General features: G+C 70.6%; 19 protein-coding genes and 2 tRNA genes. 12 read left to right on the top strand and 9 right to left on the bottom strand.

The features are described from left to right. Positions 1-149: 149 nt before the first annotated feature. A tRNA-Tyr gene (locus tag C466_RS05190) sits at positions 150-223 on the bottom strand. A 161-nt stretch (positions 224-384) separates the two neighbouring features. Between C466_RS05190 and C466_RS05185 the strand changes: the two genes are divergently transcribed. Further along, a complete protein-coding gene (locus C466_RS05185; protein WP_004598449.1) occupies positions 385-1,203 on the top strand; it encodes a hypothetical protein in 819 nt (272 codons plus the stop codon). A gap of 111 nt (positions 1,204-1,314) precedes the next feature. Continuing rightward, complete coding sequence (locus C466_RS05180; RefSeq protein WP_004598448.1) at positions 1,315-1,905, top strand: NAD(P)/FAD-dependent oxidoreductase; 591 nt, start codon at positions 1,315-1,317, stop codon at positions 1,903-1,905. Positions 1,906-1,956: 51 nt separating this feature from the next. Here the strand turns inward: C466_RS05180 and C466_RS05175 are convergent, their stop codons facing one another. Together C466_RS05175 and C466_RS05170 are read right to left on the bottom strand one after the other, a co-directional pair. Further along, positions 1,957-3,603 carry a succinic semialdehyde dehydrogenase gene (locus C466_RS05175; protein WP_004598447.1) on the bottom strand — a complete coding sequence of 549 codons (1,647 nt, stop codon included), beginning with the start codon at positions 3,601-3,603 and terminating at the stop codon, positions 1,957-1,959. Positions 3,604-3,681: 78 nt separating this feature from the next. After that, positions 3,682-4,731, bottom strand: a complete 1,050-nt coding sequence (locus tag C466_RS05170; RefSeq protein ID WP_004598446.1) for an AI-2E family transporter — start codon at positions 4,729-4,731, stop codon at positions 3,682-3,684. A gap of 589 nt (positions 4,732-5,320) precedes the next feature. Between C466_RS05170 and C466_RS05165 the strand changes: the two genes are divergently transcribed. Next, positions 5,321-6,499: an aminotransferase class I/II-fold pyridoxal phosphate-dependent enzyme gene (locus tag C466_RS05165; protein WP_004598445.1), complete on the top strand. Its 1,179-nt coding sequence runs from the start codon at positions 5,321-5,323 to the stop codon at positions 6,497-6,499. Further along, positions 6,499-6,783, top strand: a complete 285-nt coding sequence (locus C466_RS05160) for a hypothetical protein (RefSeq protein WP_004598444.1) — start codon at positions 6,499-6,501, stop codon at positions 6,781-6,783. The genes C466_RS05165 and C466_RS05160 overlap by 1 nt, the downstream gene beginning before the upstream one ends. A 36-nt stretch (positions 6,784-6,819) precedes the next feature. Here C466_RS05160 and C466_RS05155 read toward each other — a convergent pair whose 3' ends face one another. Next, positions 6,820-7,539: a hypothetical protein gene (locus C466_RS05155; protein ID WP_004598443.1), complete on the bottom strand. Its 720-nt coding sequence runs from the start codon at positions 7,537-7,539 to the stop codon at positions 6,820-6,822. Between the two features lie 169 nt (positions 7,540-7,708). Between C466_RS05155 and C466_RS05150 the strand changes: the two genes are divergently transcribed. Beyond that, the gene (locus C466_RS05150; RefSeq protein WP_004598442.1) at positions 7,709-8,086 is read left to right on the top strand and encodes a translation initiation factor IF-5A; all 378 of its coding nucleotides are present in this window, start codon (positions 7,709-7,711) and stop codon (positions 8,084-8,086) included. Between the two features lie 6 nt (positions 8,087-8,092). Next, positions 8,093-8,947 carry an agmatinase gene (speB, locus tag C466_RS05145; RefSeq protein ID WP_004598441.1) on the top strand — a complete coding sequence of 285 codons (855 nt, stop codon included), beginning with the start codon at positions 8,093-8,095 and terminating at the stop codon, positions 8,945-8,947. A gap of 34 nt (positions 8,948-8,981) precedes the next feature. On the opposite strand, the gene C466_RS05140 is transcribed toward speB, so the two are convergent. Then, positions 8,982-9,233 (bottom strand): SelT/SelW/SelH family protein, encoded by a 252-nt coding sequence (locus tag C466_RS05140; RefSeq protein WP_004598440.1) that lies wholly within the window; start codon positions 9,231-9,233, stop codon positions 8,982-8,984. A 163-nt stretch (positions 9,234-9,396) separates the two neighbouring features. Continuing rightward, complete coding sequence (locus tag C466_RS05135; RefSeq protein WP_004598439.1) at positions 9,397-11,025, bottom strand: amidohydrolase; 1,629 nt, start codon at positions 11,023-11,025, stop codon at positions 9,397-9,399. Positions 11,026-11,106: 81 nt separating this feature from the next. Here C466_RS05135 and C466_RS05130 point away from each other — a divergent pair, with 81 nt between their 5' ends. After that, the gene (locus tag C466_RS05130) at positions 11,107-11,556 is read left to right on the top strand and encodes a universal stress protein (RefSeq protein ID WP_004598438.1); all 450 of its coding nucleotides are present in this window, start codon (positions 11,107-11,109) and stop codon (positions 11,554-11,556) included. 50 nt (positions 11,557-11,606) lie between these two features. Here C466_RS05130 and C466_RS05125 read toward each other — a convergent pair whose 3' ends face one another. Further along, on the bottom strand, positions 11,607-12,554 hold the full coding sequence (locus tag C466_RS05125; RefSeq protein WP_004598437.1) for an alpha/beta hydrolase: 948 nt from the start codon (positions 12,552-12,554) through the stop codon (positions 11,607-11,609). Between the two features lie 49 nt (positions 12,555-12,603). Here C466_RS05125 and C466_RS05120 point away from each other — a divergent pair, with 49 nt between their 5' ends. Beyond that, on the top strand, positions 12,604-13,986 hold the full coding sequence (locus C466_RS05120; protein WP_004598436.1) for a DEAD/DEAH box helicase family protein: 1,383 nt from the start codon (positions 12,604-12,606) through the stop codon (positions 13,984-13,986). A 15-nt stretch (positions 13,987-14,001) separates the two neighbouring features. Here C466_RS05120 and C466_RS05115 read toward each other — a convergent pair whose 3' ends face one another. Both C466_RS05115 and udk read right to left on the bottom strand, forming a co-directional pair. Beyond that, positions 14,002-14,397, bottom strand: a complete 396-nt coding sequence (locus C466_RS05115; protein ID WP_004598435.1) for a hypothetical protein — start codon at positions 14,395-14,397, stop codon at positions 14,002-14,004. Between the two features lie 65 nt (positions 14,398-14,462). Continuing rightward, on the bottom strand, positions 14,463-15,161 hold the full coding sequence (gene udk, locus C466_RS05110; protein WP_004598434.1) for a uridine kinase: 699 nt from the start codon (positions 15,159-15,161) through the stop codon (positions 14,463-14,465). A 224-nt stretch (positions 15,162-15,385) separates the two neighbouring features. Here udk and C466_RS05105 point away from each other — a divergent pair, with 224 nt between their 5' ends. From C466_RS05105 to C466_RS16445, 4 genes are all read left to right on the top strand, one after another. Then, complete coding sequence (locus C466_RS05105) at positions 15,386-16,114, top strand: CBS domain-containing protein (protein WP_004598433.1); 729 nt, start codon at positions 15,386-15,388, stop codon at positions 16,112-16,114. A 66-nt stretch (positions 16,115-16,180) separates the two neighbouring features. Continuing rightward, positions 16,181-16,744, top strand: a complete 564-nt coding sequence (locus tag C466_RS05100) for a GNAT family N-acetyltransferase (protein WP_004598432.1) — start codon at positions 16,181-16,183, stop codon at positions 16,742-16,744. A 61-nt stretch (positions 16,745-16,805) separates the two neighbouring features. Then, positions 16,806-16,879, top strand: a tRNA-Thr gene (locus tag C466_RS05095). A gap of 147 nt (positions 16,880-17,026) precedes the next feature. Then, positions 17,027-17,350 (top strand): hypothetical protein, encoded by a 324-nt coding sequence (locus C466_RS16445; RefSeq protein ID WP_152418578.1) that lies wholly within the window; start codon positions 17,027-17,029, stop codon positions 17,348-17,350. Positions 17,351-17,398 lie beyond the last annotated feature (48 nt).

Below are 17,398 nucleotides of genomic sequence, written 5' to 3'. Positions count from 1 at the left end.
CTTCGTGGAGTTCACTGTCTGCTTGCTGGGTCGTAGACACACCTTCAGCAAGCAGGCGTTCTAACTAAGCGGCTTTGTGAAGTACTGAATCTCTCGTCGATAGTAAAGTTGTCAATCGCTCGCTGTCGCTCACGAGTGTAGAAATTCAGTCCGCCCTCCCCGAATTGAACGGGGGACAAGTCGATCTACAGTCGACTGCTCTACCAAGCTGAGCTAAGGGCGGTTACCGAAACATAGCCGCCGGATTCGACTTAAGGGTTCCCTTTCAGAACCGGTGTGATCCGCCGTACCGCGGCGCGGATCGACGGACTCGAACGCCGCTCCCGTTCCGACCGGACCGCCTCGCCGCGCGGCAGTTAAGTCGCTCGCGGCGGGAGCGGGGACATGGCCGACGGCGACGACAGACAGGCGACGTTCGGGTCGGACGGGAGCCTCGAAACCGAGACGACGCCGGACGCGACGGGCGAGAACGACTTCGGCGAGGAGAAGGAGGCCAACGAGACCGACGGCGGGTACAGCCGCTACGTCGTCTCCAGCCTCCTCCAGAAGGCGGTCCGGCGCTCCGACGAGGAGGTCGCGGCGTGGGCCGCGTGGGAGCTGGCCCGCTCCGGGTACGCCTGGAACCTCTGGGACCGGCTCAACCTCTACGTCGTCGAGGACCTCCGCGCGGGCGACGAGGTCGCGCTCCTGATCGAGCGCTACGAGGAGCTCGCCACCGAGCGCTGGGAGCCGGACGAATGGAAGGGGCGGCTCTGTGCGGTCCACGCCGCGCTCGCGGCGGCCCGCGCGCGCTCGACCCGCGAGGCGTCGAACGCGGACGCCTACTTCTCCGCGGTGGCCGAAATCCGGGCCGAGGCCCGCGAGCACGGCGAGGAGCCGGCACACGACTTCCCCGTCGGCGACCTCGAACCGGACGGCAAGTTCGACGCCGTCTTCGACGGCCACACCGGCGAGGGGTCGAAGCGCGGGCGCGGCACCCGCTTTTTCAAGACGCACGGGGCGCGCGTCGGCCCGGACGGAGAGGACGAGCGGAGCGCGCGCTGGCAGCGCCTCGCGATGCTGCTCGACGAGGAGATCGAGTACGACGCCGACGAGCTCGACCGCGCCGTCGAACCGGTCGATCCCGAGGACCCGTGGGGCGAGTCGGACGCGGACGGCGACGGGAACGACGACACCGGTTCGCTCGACGACTTCACCGAGTGACCGCGACCGACGAGGCCGGCAGCGGCCGCGTCCCCAGCGTCGACGACCGCTCCGCTCTCGCCGATCCCCGCTTCCGCCAACGCTTATGAGCCGGGGCGCGTTACTTGGAATATGACAAACGTCGTAATCGTCGGCGGCGGACCCGCCGGCCTGAGCGCGGGACTGTTCGCGAGCAAGAACGGCCTCGACACCACTCTCTTCGACACGGACGGGACGTGGATGCACAAGGCGCACCTGTTCAACTACCTCGGGGTCGGCTCGGTCGGCGGCAGCGAGTTCATGGCGACCGCCCGCCAGCAGGTCGACGACTTCGGCGTCGACCGCCGCCAGGGCGAGGAGGTCACCGGCGTCGACGCGGCCGGCGACGGCTTCACGGTCTCGACCGAGGAGGGCGAGTACGACGCCGACTACGTCGTCCTCGCGACGGGCGCGAACCGCGACCTCGCGGAGTCGCTCGGCTGCGAGTTCGACGACGACGACACCGTCAGCGTCGGCGTCTCGATGGAGACCAGCGTCGAGGGCGTCTACGCGACCGGCGCGATGGCCCGCGCCGAGGAGTGGCAGGCGGTCATCTCCGCGGGCGACGGCGCCGCCGCCGCGCTCAACATCCTCTCGAACGAGAAGGGCGAGCACTACCACGACTTCGACGTCCCCGACACCGCGGCGTCGGTGTTCGGCGACCTGATCGACGACGAGGAGTAACACCCCTTTTCGGCGCCTTCGAGGGCGCGCCGTCGGCTCGACCCGTCCCGCTCAGCGACGCGACAGCCGGCGACGGACCGCGTCGAGGCCGCGCCGCGCCCGCCGTCCGATCCCCATCGCGGCGAACGCGCCGCGAACGAACCAGTCGGTCGGGATCCGGTCGGGGAACGCCAGCGGGCCGACCCGCGAGACCCCGACCGTTCGGGCCTCCGTGTACCGCTGAATCCCCTCACGCCCGTGTCGGCGGCCGAGCCCCGAGTCGCCGAACCCGCCCATCGGCGCGTCGTTTGCGCCCCACGTCGCGAGGAACGCGTCGTTGACGTTCACCGTGCCGCAGTCGATCTCGCGGGCGAGCTCCGCGCCGCGCTCGCGGTCCGCGGTCCAGACGCTCGCGTTGAGTCCGTACGGAGAGTCGTTTGCCGCGTCGACCGCGGCCGCCGCGTCGGGGACCGGCGTCACCGCGGCCACGGGGCCGAACGTCTCCTCGCACGCGACCGTCGCGTCCGGATCGACGCCGGTCAGGACCGTCGGCTCGTAGCAGTACGGCGCCACGTCCGGGCGGGCGCGCCCGCCGGTCTCGACGGTCGCGCCGCGCTCGCGGGCGTCCTCGACGTGCGATTCGACCCGAGCCAGCTGGTCGGCGTCGACGAGCGAGCCGAGGTCGGCGTCGTAGTCGTAGCCGATCCCGAGCGTCAGCGCCTCGGTCTCGCGGACGAACGCGTCGAGGAACTCCTGATACGCGGACTCGACGACGTAGATCCGCTCGGCGGAGAGGCAGAGCTGGCCGGCGTTCGAGAAGCAGGCCTGGACCGCGCCGCGGGCGACCTCGTCGACGTCGGCGTCGGCGCACACGACGAGCGGGTTGTTGCCGCCGAGCTCCAGCGAGCAGCCGATCAGGTTCCGGCCCGCGCGCTCCGCGATCGTCCGCCCGACCGCCGTGCTGCCGGTGAACGCGACGTAGTCGACCGCGTCGATCAGCGGCGGCCCGATCGTCGGCCCCTCGCCGGTGACGACCTGGAAGAGGTCGTCGGGGAGGCCGGCGAGCTCCAGCAGCTCGGAGCACAGCAGCGCCCCGTACGGCGTCTTCTCGTCGGGCTTGAGCACGACCGCGTTGCCCGCGGCCAGCGCGGGGATCGCGTCGCCCATCGACAGCGTGAGCGGGTAGTTCCACGGCGAGATCACGCCGACGACGCCGACCGGCTCGCGCGTGACCGTCGCGGTCGTGATCCCGGGCGCGACGCCCCGGCGTCGCTCCTCGGCGAGCGCGTCGGGCGCCTCGCTCGCGACGTACGAGCAGCCGGTGGGCACGTCGAACAGCTCCTCGACCGCGGTCCGCCGGGATTTCCCGGTCTCGACCTGGAGGACGTCGAGCAGCTCCTCGCGGCGGTCCGCGACGAGCTCGCCGAACCGCTCGACGATCCGCGCGCGCTCCGCCGCCGACGTCTCGGCCCACGCTTCTTGGGCCGCTCGGGCGCGCTCGACCGCGGCCGCGACGTCGTCCGCGCCGCAGGCCGGGACGCTCCCGATCCGCTCGTCTGTCGCCGGGGCGAACACGTCGATCGCGTCGGGATCGCCGCTCGGTCCGTCGCCGTCGTCCGCGGGCCGCGCTCGCGCCGCGCGGTCGGCGAGGCCGTCGAGTCGTCGCGCCGCGAGCGTCGGCGCGTCGCCGACCGCGGTGGGGGTATCCGTCGAGGACATCAGATACCGAACGGACGGTCGGCGGAGGGAAAGCGGTACCGGCGACTCGTCCCGTCGGGCCCGTTCGACGGGGCCGACTCACTCTCTGACGTCTGTTTCCCGCTCGGCGGAGACCGTCGCGACGGACTCACCCCCGACAGCCTCCGACGACGCGCCGTCCTCCGAGAGCATGTCGATCACCTCGAGCAGCAGCGACACGACGAGGGGACCGACGATGACGCCGACGGCGCCGAGCGTGAGGATGCCGCCGACGAAGCCGACGAAGTAGAGCCCGGGAGAGATCTTCCCGGCCCAGCCCGCGAGACGAGTCCGGATCACCGCGTCGGGGACGAACGCGACGACGACGAGCCCGATCACGAGCACGGCGACCGCCCGCGCGGTCTCCCCGACGAGGAGGTCGCCCGCCCCGAGCGCGACGACGAGGACGCTCGGGCCGACGACGGGGATGAACTGGAGGACCCCCGCGATGACGGCCAACAGGACCGGCGAGCCGTAGCCCAGCACCCGGAACACCGCGAGCGCCAGGACGAACGTGCCCGCCGCGGTCGCGGCCTGAAGCACGTAGATCGAGTACAGCGTCTCTCGCGTCCGCCTGTGGAGTCGAGCCGGGATGTCGTGGTACTCGGCCGGGACGACGCCGAAGACGGCCGTCCCGACCGCTCCCGGACGGTAGAGGATGCCGTACACGAGGAACGTGAACACGACGAGCTGTAAGACGAGCACCGGCGCCGCGCCGGCGACGGCGAGCGCGACGTCTCGGATGAACGCTTCGGCGGTCGCGACGAACGGCGCGATCTCGACGACCGTCTCGAAGCCGCCGAGGCTGATCGGGACGGCGTCGGGGATCCGTTCGAGGATCGCGATCAGCTGCGACCGACGGCGGTACAGCGCGTACAGCAGCGGCGCCACGAGGAGGGTGGCGCCGAGGAAGGCGATCGCGGTGGTGGCGGCGCACGCGATCCGTCGCGAGAGCCCGTGGCTCACCAGTTGCTGGCGGACCGGGTAGAGGACGTACGCGACGGTGACCGCGAACACGACCGTCCGCAGCACCTCGGCCAGCACGGCCGCCGCGAGCGTCGCCAGAACGACGAGCAGCACCGCAAGCAGCCGTTGCCGGGTGAGAACCATGTGCCTGAGACACTATCGGCGAGCAAAGTCGTTGCGGTGGCCGCGGCGACCGCGAGTTGGTTTTTTTAAATCTCTGCGACGGGCAGCGACAATTGCTTATAAAGAACAATGCGGTCGGCGCGTGCCTCCGAGTGGCCGCCGGAGGCGGCCGCGAGGAGCACGCGCGAGGGAGTCAGTCGCCGGAGCGAAGCGGCGGCGACTGACGAGGCTGGGGAGGTGTGAGGTGCGGTGCGGGGTGGGACTCAAAGGGGCAGCCGCGAGACCACAGTAGGCGACGTAAGCACCGCAGCGAGCGGAGCGAGCGAGGAGCGCAACGAGCGTACTGTGGTCTCGCGGCTGGGGCTTTGGAGGTGTTCATCGCCGATCCGCCAGCAACTGCGTAGAACCGAGCGGTTGGGGCTTTGGAGGTGATTGCCGCCGCTCGGCGGTCTGCTATTTATAAGCAACCCGTCGAAATTTGGAAGCGTTTCTCGGCGAAGTATCGAAAGCCGATCACGAACACGTCGATCCGGCCCGAGGTTGCCGCCAGAACCACAGCACCGTCACCAGCAACCACAGCACCTAACCTCGCGCCGGCCCGACACCGGGTATGCGCATCGACCCGTTCGGCCTCGAACGCTGGTTCGCGGAGCACGAACACGAGGCCGACATCATGCTGGCCGAAAGCGGCATCCGGTCGCTCGACGCGAGTCGGTTCGACCTCGACCCGGGGAAGCTCGGCTACGTCATCCCGACCAACGGCGACCCCGAGTTCCGGGCGTCCGTCGGCGACCGCTACGACCGGAGCGCCGACGAGGTGCTGTTCACCTGCGGGACCCAGGAGGCGAACTTCCTGACGTTCCTCTCGCTGCTCGGCGACGAGGGCGCAGTCGACGGAGAGCCGGGCGCAGACGGCGAGGGAGACTCCCCCCCGGCTGGCGTCGGCTCCGGCACCCACGCCGTCGTCGTCACCCCCACCTATCAGGCGCTCCACGCCGTGCCGGACGCGTTCGGCGACGTGACCCGCGTCGAGCTGGAGCCCCCCGAGTGGGAGCTGGACCCGGACGCGATCGCCGACGCCGCCCGCGACGACACGGCCGTGATCGTCGTGAACAACCCGAACAACCCGACCGGGCAGTACCACGACGAGGCGGCGATGCGGGCCGTCTACGACGTCGCCGTCGAGCGCGACGCCTACCTGCTCTGCGACGAGGTGTACCGCCTGCTCGCCGAGGAGCCGCGGCCGCCGGTCGCGAGCTACGGCGCGCACGGCATCTCCACGACCAGCCTCACGAAGGCGTACGGGCTCGCCGGGCTCCGGTTCGGCTGGATAGCCGGCCCGGAGCCGGTCGTCGAGCGCGCGTGGCAGTGGAAGGACTACACGACCATCTCACCGAGCCTGTTCGGCCAGCACGTCGCGAAGCAGGCCCTGGGGCGGCGCGAGGACCGGATCCTCTCGGAGAACCGCGAGCTTGCGGCCGCCCACCGCGAGACGGTCGCGGACTGGGTCAGCGACCACGACCTCGACTGGCTCGACCCGGTCGGCGTCAACGCGTTCGTAACTGTCCCGGAGGGCTTCGACGACGCGGAGGCGTTCTGCCGGACGGTCGTCGAGGAGGCGAGCGTCGTGCTCGCGCCCGGGGGCCTGTTCGGCTTCCCGGACCGCTTCCGGATCGGGTTCGGGCTTCCGACCGAGGAGCTGGAGGACGGCCTCGACCGCGTGAGCCGCGTGATCGAGGACCACGCGGCGGCCCCCGACTCGGCCGCGACGACCGGAGGTGACGCCTGATGGGACTGTTCGGCGACCTCAAAGACGACGTGGTCGAGTTCGTCCGCGACCCCACCGACGAGCAGAAGATTCTGGTGACCGCGGCGCTGTCCATCGCCGTCGCGGACCGCTTCTTCTACGCCATCGACTTCCCGTTCGTCGTCCGGACGACGGCCGCGGTCGGCGTCGGCTTCATCGTGATGTTCGTCGTCAGCTACCTGTACACGGGACAGCTCGTCCCGCCGGACGGGAACGTCGACGACGACGAGGAGCCGGAGGAGTACGCCGACGAACTCGATCCGTAGCCGCGCTCAGTTTTCCCGAGGTCCGTCCGCTCGGCCCTACGTCGCCGCGGTGGTCGCCGCCGCGCCGGCCGTCGCGGCGGAACCGTCGCCGGTCGCGTAGCTGACCGCGTCGCCCCAGTCGACGGGCGGGACGCCGGGGTCGCCGTCGTCGCCGTCGGCCACGTCCTCGCGGAGGTCGCGGTGATCGTAGTCGCGGTCACGGAGCCGGGCCGCGATCTCGGGCGTGACCGCGACGCGTTTCACCGTCCGGCCGACGCCGCCCAGCGACCCGTCGTCGAGCCCGAACTCCACGTCGTACCCGCGGACGTGCGCGTCCTCGAACTCGTCGTGGAGCGCCGTGGCGGCGCGGGCGGCGTGGCGGTACACGCCGTCCCGCCCGGGGTCGGCGGTCGCCAGCGGAATCCGGATCACCGGGACGTACACCGGGTCGCCGTCCTCGCGTTCGGCGACCTCGTGGAGGTTCGCTGCCGACGGGACGTCCGCGCCTTCCCTGACCGGCGCGTCGGTCGGCGTGGGGAGGTCGCCGTCGAGCGCGTCCGCGACGCGGTCGACCCGCTCGTCGCCCGAGCGGTACGCCAACGCGACGATGCCGCCGATGAGCAGCAGCCCGCCGCCCACGAACGCGCCGGCGACGACGAGACCGCCGGCGGTCAGCGGGAGGGCGGCAGGATCGACCGGCGGGACGCCGCCGGCCGCGACGACGGAGGCGACGATCGATACCGAGCCGTCGAGCGGAGGGGAGACGATCGGGGACATGTCCGACGATCCTTCCGGATCCACTTTGAGTGTTTCCCCGCTGAGCGGTTCGCCGCGCTCGCCGACCGGCCCCGCCGCCTGGTCCCGTGAGGGCGCGCGAACGCCGCCTCGAACGCCGTCCCGACGGCGTTCCAAACCGTTTATACACGCGCCGCGGGAAATACCGCTTATGCCGCGAGAGCAGAAGCAGGTTCGCGAACTCCAGGAGGGCAGCTACGTGATGATGGACGACGCGCCCTGTAAGATCAACCATTACAGCACCGCCAAACCCGGCAAACACGGCAGCGCCAAGGCCCGCGTCGAGGGGAAGGGCGTCTTCGACGACAAGAAGCGCTCGCTCTCGCAGCCGGTCGACGCGAAGGTGTGGGTCCCGATCATCCAGCGGAAGCAGGGACAGGTCGTCAACGTCAGCGGGGACGAGGTCCAGGTGATGGACCTCGACACCTACGACACGTTCACGATGCGGATCCCCGAGGGCGAGGACTTCACCTCGGACGACAACATCGAGTACCTCGACTACGAGGGCCAACGGAAGATCATCGGGTAGTCTGCGATGTTCCCCGGGGCGACGACCGACCGCGAAGCTGCTTCCTACGTGGTCGTCGGCGCTCCGCTCGACGCCACGACCACTTTTCAGCCGGGCACCCGGTTCGGACCGGACCGGGTCCGGCGATTCGCCGAGACGTACGACGACTACGACCGCCGCACCGACAGCCGGTTCTCCGCGCTGGGCGTCTGCGACGCGGGCGATGTACGCCCGTGGGACGACGTGCCGGCGTACCTCGACCACCTCGCCGCCGAGTTGCGGAGCGTCGTCTACGACGACGCGACCCCCCTCCTCCTCGGCGGCGAGCACACCGTCACGTACGCGGGCGTCGACGCCGTCGACCCCGACGTCTTGGTCGTCGCCGACGCGCACCTCGACCTCCGCGAGGCGTACGACGGGAACCCGTGGAACCACGCCTGCGTCACGCGCCGGTGTCTCGACGACCTCGGCGTCGACCGGGCCGTGATCGTCGGCGCCCGCACCGGATCCGAGGCGGAGTGGGACCGCGCGGCCGAGGCCGACGTCGAGGTCGTCGCGCCCGAAGACGCCCGCGGGTGGCTCGACGCGCTCGACGTCGAGGACGAGTTCGGGGAGGACGCCGTCTACTGCTCGGTCGACGTCGACGGCCTCGACCCCGCCTACGCGCCCGGAACCGGGACGATGGAGCCGTTCGGGCTGGAGCCGCGGGAGGTCCGCGACCTCGTCCGCGCGGTCGCGCCCCGGGCCGACGGGTTCGACGTCGTCGAGGTGAACGACCGCGACGACGGGCAGGCGGCGGCGGTGGCGGGCAAACTGCTGCGGGAGTTCGCGCACTCGCACGCGGACGCAACAGACGACGGCCGGACCGGCGGCTCGGAGTGAGCCGGCACCGGGCTTCGGAACGGCGGGGCGAACCCTACGAGACCTCGGAGAGACGCCGCCGCGCGGCGGTCACCGCTTCCATCGAGTCGATCCACTCGCGGGGGTCGGTACACCAGATGCGGTCCCCCTCGACGCTGACACAGAAGACCGATTCGCCGGAGGGCGACAGCGTGACGCGGTCGACGTCGGGGCGGTCACCGAGGTACGCGTCGATGAGCCGTCGGGCGGTCTCCGCCTCCGACCGGAGGCGGTCCCCCGCGGCGTACTCGATGGCTATCTCTGCCATGCCGTCGAGTTAGAACTACACGATTAATAACTACTGTTTTCTGGCAGCGATTGCGGGTTCCCCGGGTCTCGGCCGGGCGCGTCTCCGGATCCGGCCAGGCGCGTCCCCGGATCTCGGCCGGGCACGTCCCCGGATCTCGGCCGGGCGCGTCCGGGCAGCCGACTCACCTGTCGTCGAACACGACCTCGCCGTCGACGACCGTCAGCGCGACGTCGATCTCGTCGATCGCGTCGTCGCGCTCCCACGGCGAATTGTCGAGCGCGACGAGGTCGGCGCGCTTTCCCGCCTCGATCGTTCCGAGCCGGTCCTCGTCGAAGCCGGCGTAGGCGGCGCCGCTCGTGTACGCCCGCAGCGCCTCGGTGACGGTGAGCCGCTGCGCCGCCGCGGGGGCGTTGACCGCGTGGTGAACGCCGACGAGCGGGTCCATCGGCATCCCGTCGGAGCCGAACGCGAGCTCGACGCCCGCGTCGAGCATCTCGCGGTAGCGGTTCGTCTCCGCGGTGCGCTCGGGTCCCAGGCGCTCCTCGTAGAGGCCGTCCTCCCGAGCCCACTTCAGGAAGTTCGGCTGGACGCTCGCGACGACCCCCGTCTCCGCGAGCCGCTCGATCGCGTCGTCGTCGGCCAGTTCGACGTGTTCGATCTGGTGACGCGCCTCGCCCGGATCGGTCCGTGAGGCGTCCTCGTACGCGTCCAGCACGGCGTCGACCGCCTCGTCGCCGATGGCGTGGGTGGTGAACTGGAAGCCGGCCTCGGTCGCTTCCGCCACCGTCTCGTTCAGCTCGTCGGGGTCGACGACCCACTGGCCGGTCTCGCCCGGGGCGTCCGCGTACGGCTCCGAGAGGCGCGCGGTCCGGCCGCCGAGGCTCCCGTCCGTGTACGACTTGATCGCGCCGGTCTCGACCATCTCGCTCCCGGCGTTCGTGGCGAGGCCGACCTCCCGCGCCGCGTCGAGGTGGTCGCTCCAGTAGTTGATCCGAACGCGGGCGGTGAGCTCGCCCGCTGCGTCGAGGTCGCGGTAGACCCGGGGCGCGTGCGAGTCGCGGACCATGTCGTGGAACCGGGTAATCCCGCGGGCGGCGCAGTGCTCCAGCGCGGCCTCGACGACCGCGCGCGTCTCCGCCGGCCCCGGCTCGACGGCGCGGTAAATCGGGTCGATAGCGGCCTCGAGGAGGACGCCGGTCGGCTCGCCGTCGTCGTCGGTCGGCACCGTCTCGTCGGGGGCGTCGGCGAGCGCGTCCGCGAAGCGGTCGAGCGCGACGCCGTTGACCGCGGCGACGTGCATGTCCTCGCGGAACGCCGCGACCGGGCGCTCCGTCGAGACGCGGTCGAGGTCCGCGCGGGTCAGGTAGCGCGACTCGTCCCACGTCGACTCGTCGTAGCCGTAACCCAGCACCCAGTCCTCCGCCTCCCCGTCGCCGTCCGGCGCCTCGACGCCGTTCGCCTCGGATTCCACTTCCGCCGCGCGCTCTGCGAGCAGGTCGACGGCCGCGTCCGGGGAGTCCGCCGCGGAGAGGTCCGCGTGGACGAGGTAGCGGCCGACGGTGGTGAGGTGGGTGTGCGCGTCGATAAATCCGGGGAGGAGGACGCGCCCGTCGAGGTCGACCACGTCGGTGTCGACGCCGGCGAGCAGTTCCACGTCGTGGGTCCGGCCGGTTCGGACGATTTCGCCGTCGCGCACGGCGACGGCCTCGTGAACCGCGTCGCCGCCGTCGTCTGCGTCGCCGCCGTCCTCCGGGTCCGCGAGCGTGTGTACCTCCCCGTTCACGAAGATCCGGTCCGCGGCCTCGGTCATGGAAATTCGGGGGACTCACAGCGTGTTAACCGTTCGGGAAACGGCGACCGATTTATTCGGGCGCCCGACGAACCGCCGCGTATGTACGACAACGTCCTCCTGCCCACCGACGGAAGCGTCGGCGTCGACCGCGCGATCGACCACGCGATCGACGCCGCCGACCGCTACGACGCGACGCTCCACGTCCTCTACGTCGTCGACAGCGACGTGGTGAACGCTTACTCCGGCGACGAGTTCGTCGACGGCGCCGAGGGCGCCGAGGAGACGCTCGAAGAGACCGGCCGCGAGGCGCTCGACGCCGTCGCCGAGCACGCCCGCGACGCCGGCGTGGAGGCGGTCACCGCGCTGCGGTACGGCGTCCCCCACGAGGAGATCCTCCGCTACGCCGACGAGGAGGACGTCGACCTCACGGTGATGGGCTCGAAGACGCGCTCGGGCGACTACCGCCGCATGCTCGGCTCCGTCACCGAGCGCGTCTCCCGCCAGTCGCCCGCGCCGGTGAGCATCGTGAAGACGACCGTCGAGCCCTGACCGGAGTCGACGCCCGAGGCGAGCGGCCGACGCCGGCGCCTCGGGGGTATTTATAAACGGTCTCGCGCGTCCGCCGCAACCGCTGAGAGCGCCGCCTCCGCGGCGTCGACGCGATCCGCGAGGCTACAGAACCCGTGCGCCATCGCCGGGTAGTGGCGGTGTTCGACCGCGGTCCCCTCGCGCCCGAACCGCTCCGCAAGCGCGACGCCGTCGTCGCGAAGGGGGTCGAACCCGGCCGTGACGACCGTCGCGGGCGGCAGGTCGCCGAGGTGGTCCGCCCGGAGCGGGACCGCGTAGGGGTTCGCGGCGTCCACCGGGCTCCGGAGGTACCGCTCGTAGAACCATCGCATGTCCTCGCGCGTCAGGAGCGGCCCGTCGGCGTTCTCGCGGTAGGAGTCCGTCTCGAAGTCGTGGCCGGCGATCGGATAGAGCAGGAACTGGCCGGCCGGCTCGGGGAGGTCGCCGACGTCGCGGGCGCGGAGCGACGCCGCGACGGCGAGCGCGCCGCCGGCGCTCGTCCCCGAGACGCCGATTCGGTCAGAGTCGACGTCAAGCGAGTCGGCGGCCTCCGCGATCCACGACACCGCCGCGGCGGCCTCGTCGACCGCGACCGGGAACGGGTGTTCCGGGGCGAGCCGGTAGTCGACGGAGACGACGACCGCGTCGGCGCGGGTCGCGAGCTCGCGGCAGATACCGTCGACGGAGTCGAGCGTCCCGAGCGTCCACCCGCCGCCGTGGAAGTGGACGAGGGCGCGGGATGCTGCCGAGTCATCGACGGCGCTCTCGGACCGATACACCCGGACCGGCACCTCGCCGTGCGGGCCGTCGAACGCGCGGTCGCGGACCTCGGCGACGGGCGGCTCCGGCGGCCCGGAGAACAGCTCGTCCTCCAGGCGTCGGGCGTCCTCGACGGAGAGGTCGCTCCACGCGGGCGGTCCCAGCGACTCGATCTCGTCGATCGCCGCGGCGAGGTCGGCGTCGAGTTCGGCCGCGCGCATACCAGGGCGAGGCGGTGGGCCTTTGTAAGTCGGTCGGCAACTCCGGGCGATGGACGTCCGGCTGACCTACGAGGACGGCACGATCCGGGTCGACGCGGACGCCGACCTCGGCCCGGACGCGCTCCCGCCGCTGCCCGGGGTCGAGACGGACCCGCGGACCGGGACCGGTCGGGCGCCCGCGCACCGCTACGCCGAACTCCGACGCGCGCTCCGAGTGGCGGGCGTCTCGGTCGACGATCGGGTCCTCGACGCGAGCGACCGCGCCGCGAGCGAGGCCGGGCTGCCCGACGCGCTCGCCACCGACTACGACCTCCGCGAGTACCAGCGCGAGGCGCTGGAGGCGTGGCGCGACGCGGGCGACCGCGGCGTGATCGAACTGCCGACCGGCGCGGGCAAGACCGTGATCGCGATCCGCGCGATGGTCGAGCTGGGCGTCCCGACGCTCGTCGTCGTCCCCACGGTCGACCTGCTCGACCAGTGGCAACGGGAGTTAGAGCGCGAGTTCGACGTCCCGATCGGCCGGTTCGGCGGCGGCGAACAGCGCCGCGAGGCGGTCACGGTGTCGACGTACGATTCGGCGTACCTGAAGGCGGACGGCGTCGGCGACGCCTTCGAGTTCGTCGTCTTCGACGAGGTCCACCACCTCGGCGGCGAGGGGTACCGCGACGCCGCGCGACTCCTCGCCGCGCCCGCGCGGCTGGGCCTCACCGCCACCTTCGAGCGCCCGGACGGTGCCCACGAGGTCGTCGCCGACCTGGTCGGCGACCGCGTCTACGCCCTCGACGTGGACGACCTCGCGGGCGACCACCTCGCGCCCTACGACATCCGTCGGATCGAAGTCGAACTGACCGACGAGGAACGCGAGCGCTACGACGAGAAGCAGGGGACGTTCGTCGAGTACGTGCGCGACGCGGGGATCACGTTCTCCAGCGGGAGCGATTACCAGGAGCTCGTCAAGCGCTCGGGCAACGACCCGGCCGCCCGCGAGGCGCTCCTCGCGAAACAGGACGCCCGCGAGATCATGATGAACGCCGACCGGAAGGTCGACCGGCTCGGAGAGATCCTCGACCGCCACCGCGACGACCGCGTGATCGTGTTCACGGCCCACACCGACCTCGTCTACCGGCTCTCCGAGCGCTTCCTGCTGCCCGCGATCACCGCGGAGACGGGCGCGACGGAGCGCCGGGAGATCCTCGAACGCTTCCGCGACGGCACCTACGGCCGGGTCGTCGCCGCGAACGTCCTCGACGAGGGGGTCGACGTGCCCGACGCGAACGTCGCGGTCCTGCTCTCCGGATCGGGCAGCGAGCGGGAGTTCACCCAGCGGCTCGGTCGCGTGCTCCGGCCGAAGGAGGACGGCGGTCGGGCGACGCTGTACGAGCTCGTCAGCGCGGAGACGGCCGAAGAGCGGGTGGCGAACCGGCGGCGATAGCCGACCGTCGCCGGGTCACTCCGCGTCGCGGTCCCGCCGAAGCTCCCTGACGCCCAACAGCACGTACGCCGCGCCGACGAGCCGGAGGAACGTATCGAACCCCGGCCGCCACTCGACCGCGTCCGGGTCCTCGTAGAGGAGCCGCGGCGCGATCGCGCGGTACGCCCGCGGAACGACGAGGAGGACGGTTCCGAAGGCGCTGGTGACGTACATCGCCAAGGCGTAGGCCCGGCCGCCGATCAGGGCGAGCGCGACGACGGCAACGCCTTCGGCCCGCAGCGTCGGGCGCGTTCCCCGTCTCGGTTCGACGTCGTCCGAGTTCTCGACGGCGACGCGTTCGAAGGCGGCGACGATACGGTCCGGGACCAGCACCGTGAGCGCACCGAGCGCGCCGATAATTGCTCGGATCATGGTCGGAAATACGCGACGGGGCTCATTAGTCGCCCCCACGGTTCTCTCGCTTTGAGAAGGTCGGTTCAGTCGTCGCCGTCCATGTCGAGGGAGCGCTTCTCGCCCAGCTCCGATTCGAGGCTGCCGCGCTCCCAACTCCTGACCGCGTCGCCCTCGACCTCGGCGCGCAGTTTCTCCTCTAAGAGGTTCACCGCGACGCTGTTGGCGCCCTCCGGGATGATCACGTCGGCGTGCTTCTTCGAGGGCTCGATGAACTGCTCGTGCATCGGCTTCACCGTCGAGAGGTACTGGTCGATGACGCCCTCCAGGTCGCGGCCGCGCTCGATCACGTCCCGGCGGATCCGGCGCAGGATCCGCACGTCGGCGTCCGTCTCGACGAACAGCCGGAGGTCCATCATGTCGTTTATCTCCTCGTCGTACAGCGCGAGGATGCCCTCTAACACGATCACGTCCGTCGGCTCGACCGTGACGCGCTCGTCCTCGCGGTTGTGGATCTCGAAGTCGTACTGGGGCATCTCGACGGACTGGCCCTCCAAGAGGGCCTCCAAGTGCTCCCGGAGGAGCTCCCACTCGAACGCCGAGGGGTGGTCGTAGTTGACCTCCTGGCGCTCTTCGAACTCGAGGTGCGAGAGGTCCTCGTAGTAGTTGTCCAGCGGGATCCGGGTGACGCTGTCGCCGAGGTCGCGGGTGACGAGCCGGGAGACCGTCGTCTTCCCGGCGCCCGTCCCCCCCGCGATCCCGATCACGAACGAGGGAATGGCCATATCGCAGTTCGAACGTCGGAGGGTTTGAACGCTCTCTTTTCCTCGCCGCGTGCGGTCCTCGTCACCGCCGCGCACGTTTCGGCTTCGCCGCCGCGGACGCGACGCGTCTCCCCACCGCACGCCCCGTTTCCGTCCGGCGTGCGAACCGATCGCATGTCTACGACCGGCGCGGATAAAACGCTACCGGGGGCACCTTTTAGCCGGTCGGAGCGGATCCGAGTCGTATGCGAACAGACACCACGGTCCGCGACGTGATGCACCGCGAGTTCCTCGGCGTCAGCGAGTCTGACTCGCTCCCGGAGGCGGCCGAACTGCTGGTCGACGAGGAAACGAACTGCTTGGTCGTCGTGCGCGGCGGCGAGCCGGTCGGGCGGTTGGAGTCCCGCGACGCGCTCGACGCGCTGCTCTCCGCGACAGGCGTCTCCGACGAATCGGCGGCGGCGTCTCCTGAACACCTCACCGTCGGCGACGTAATGGGCCCGCCGCTGCCGGCGGTGTCGCCGGACGACTCGCTGGCTGCCGTCGAGGAGCGGCTCGTCTCGGAGGGGGCGGACCGCGTCGTCGCGGTCGACGACGGGGAGGCGGTCGGGGTGGTCACGGACGGCGACGCGCTCGCCGCGGGCGCCCCGCGGACGGGCGCCGGCGCCGAGGGGTTCGGCGACGAGAGCGCGGCCGGCACCCCCCGATCGGAGGGGGCGGTGCTGTCGACCGCGGCCGCCGCAGACTCCGACGCGGAGCGCGGCGCCGAGGCGACGATGGACCCGGAGGCCGCGGAGCGTGCCGCGGCCGCGTCGCGTGACGAGGCCGCCGGCACCGACGGCGGGGCCGACTCGGTCGCGGGCGCGCCGAGCGGGACCCCGACGCAGGGGGTCTGCGAGAACTGCGGCGCGCTCGTCCCCGACCTCGTCACTGCGAACGGGCAGGCGGTCTGCCCGAACTGCCGCGAGATCTGAGCTGGCCTCGAAGCGCCCGGTTCGCCGGCCGGCAGCCTCAACAGGCCCCGAGCCGAAGGCGATCGCATGGGCGAGACGGACGCGCGGATCGAGCCGGCGACCGCCGACGACGTCGACGCGGTCACCGACATGTGGGTGGCGCTCGCGGCCGGCCAGCGCGAGCACGGTGCCACGCTCCGCGCCGAGGCGAACCGCGCGACGGTCCGCAAGTGGGTCGCGCAGTCGGTCGTCACGGGCGACCTGCTCGTCGCTCGCGATCCGAACCCAGCGGTGGAGGCGGACGGCGAGGGCGACCGGGAGCCCCGGCCGGTCGGCTTCGTCGGCTTCTCGCTGGAACGCGGCGACTACGAGCGCGACGCCGTCCGCGGGACCGTGAGCAACCTGTTCGTACTCCCGGAGCGGCGCGGGGAGGGCGTCGGCGCGGCGCTGCTCGACGCGGCCGAGCGCGCGCTCGACGAGGCGGGCGCCGACCGCGTTGCGTTGGAGGCGCTCGCCGACAACGACCGCGCCCGAGAATTTTACGCGGAGCACGGCTACGACCGCCACCGCGTCGAACTCACGAAGTCGCTGGGCGACGAGGGCGGCGAGGAGAGCGGAGAGGACCCCGAACCCGCGGCCGAAAGCGACTGACGCCGGCCGGGTTCGCGGAAAGCGACACGCACACATAGGAGGACCGAGTACGGCCGCACGCGCCAGGGGAGCATGGGTGGTTCATGCACTCGACTTGTAATCGAGACTTCCGGGGTTCAAATCCCTGCCCTGGCTTGAGCATCTGGCTGCCGTCTTGCGTTTTCGCTTTCTAAAACCTACAGTCTACCGAATATAAATCCCAGATAACCCCTTCACAAGTCAAACCCCAAAGATTGTAATAGCAATATATAATAGATCAAGTCAATAACAGGCCAAGATTCAATGAGCGACAAACAATACGATACCAAGATACAGATCTATGTATCAGAAGAGCGTAAAGAAGAGATTCAAGAACGAGTCGACGAAGGAAACTGGACCGGACTCTCAGATTACGCTAGGCATACACTCCGGGCAGGGGAATCAAATATAGCAGAGCTAGACCCGCGCTCATCTGAGATCACTCAAACGAGTAAGGCAGGTCTCGAGAAGGAACCCTTCGTCACAGATGAGGAGCTAATATCGGAATTAAATCATCTAACTGACGAAAACGGAGGCGATTTTGTAGACTCAGTACCTCACAAAGCATCGTCAGCGAACCTGACCTGAGTCACCTATTCTGTTACAATGAGTCGTCGGTAGTGGCTGATCAGCGCT

It is taken from the genome of Halorubrum distributum JCM 10118, assembly GCF_000337335.1.
GTDB lineage: Archaea > Halobacteriota > Halobacteria > Halobacteriales > Haloferacaceae > Halorubrum > Halorubrum distributum.
This window is presented reverse-complemented; position numbering and strand designations above follow the sequence as displayed.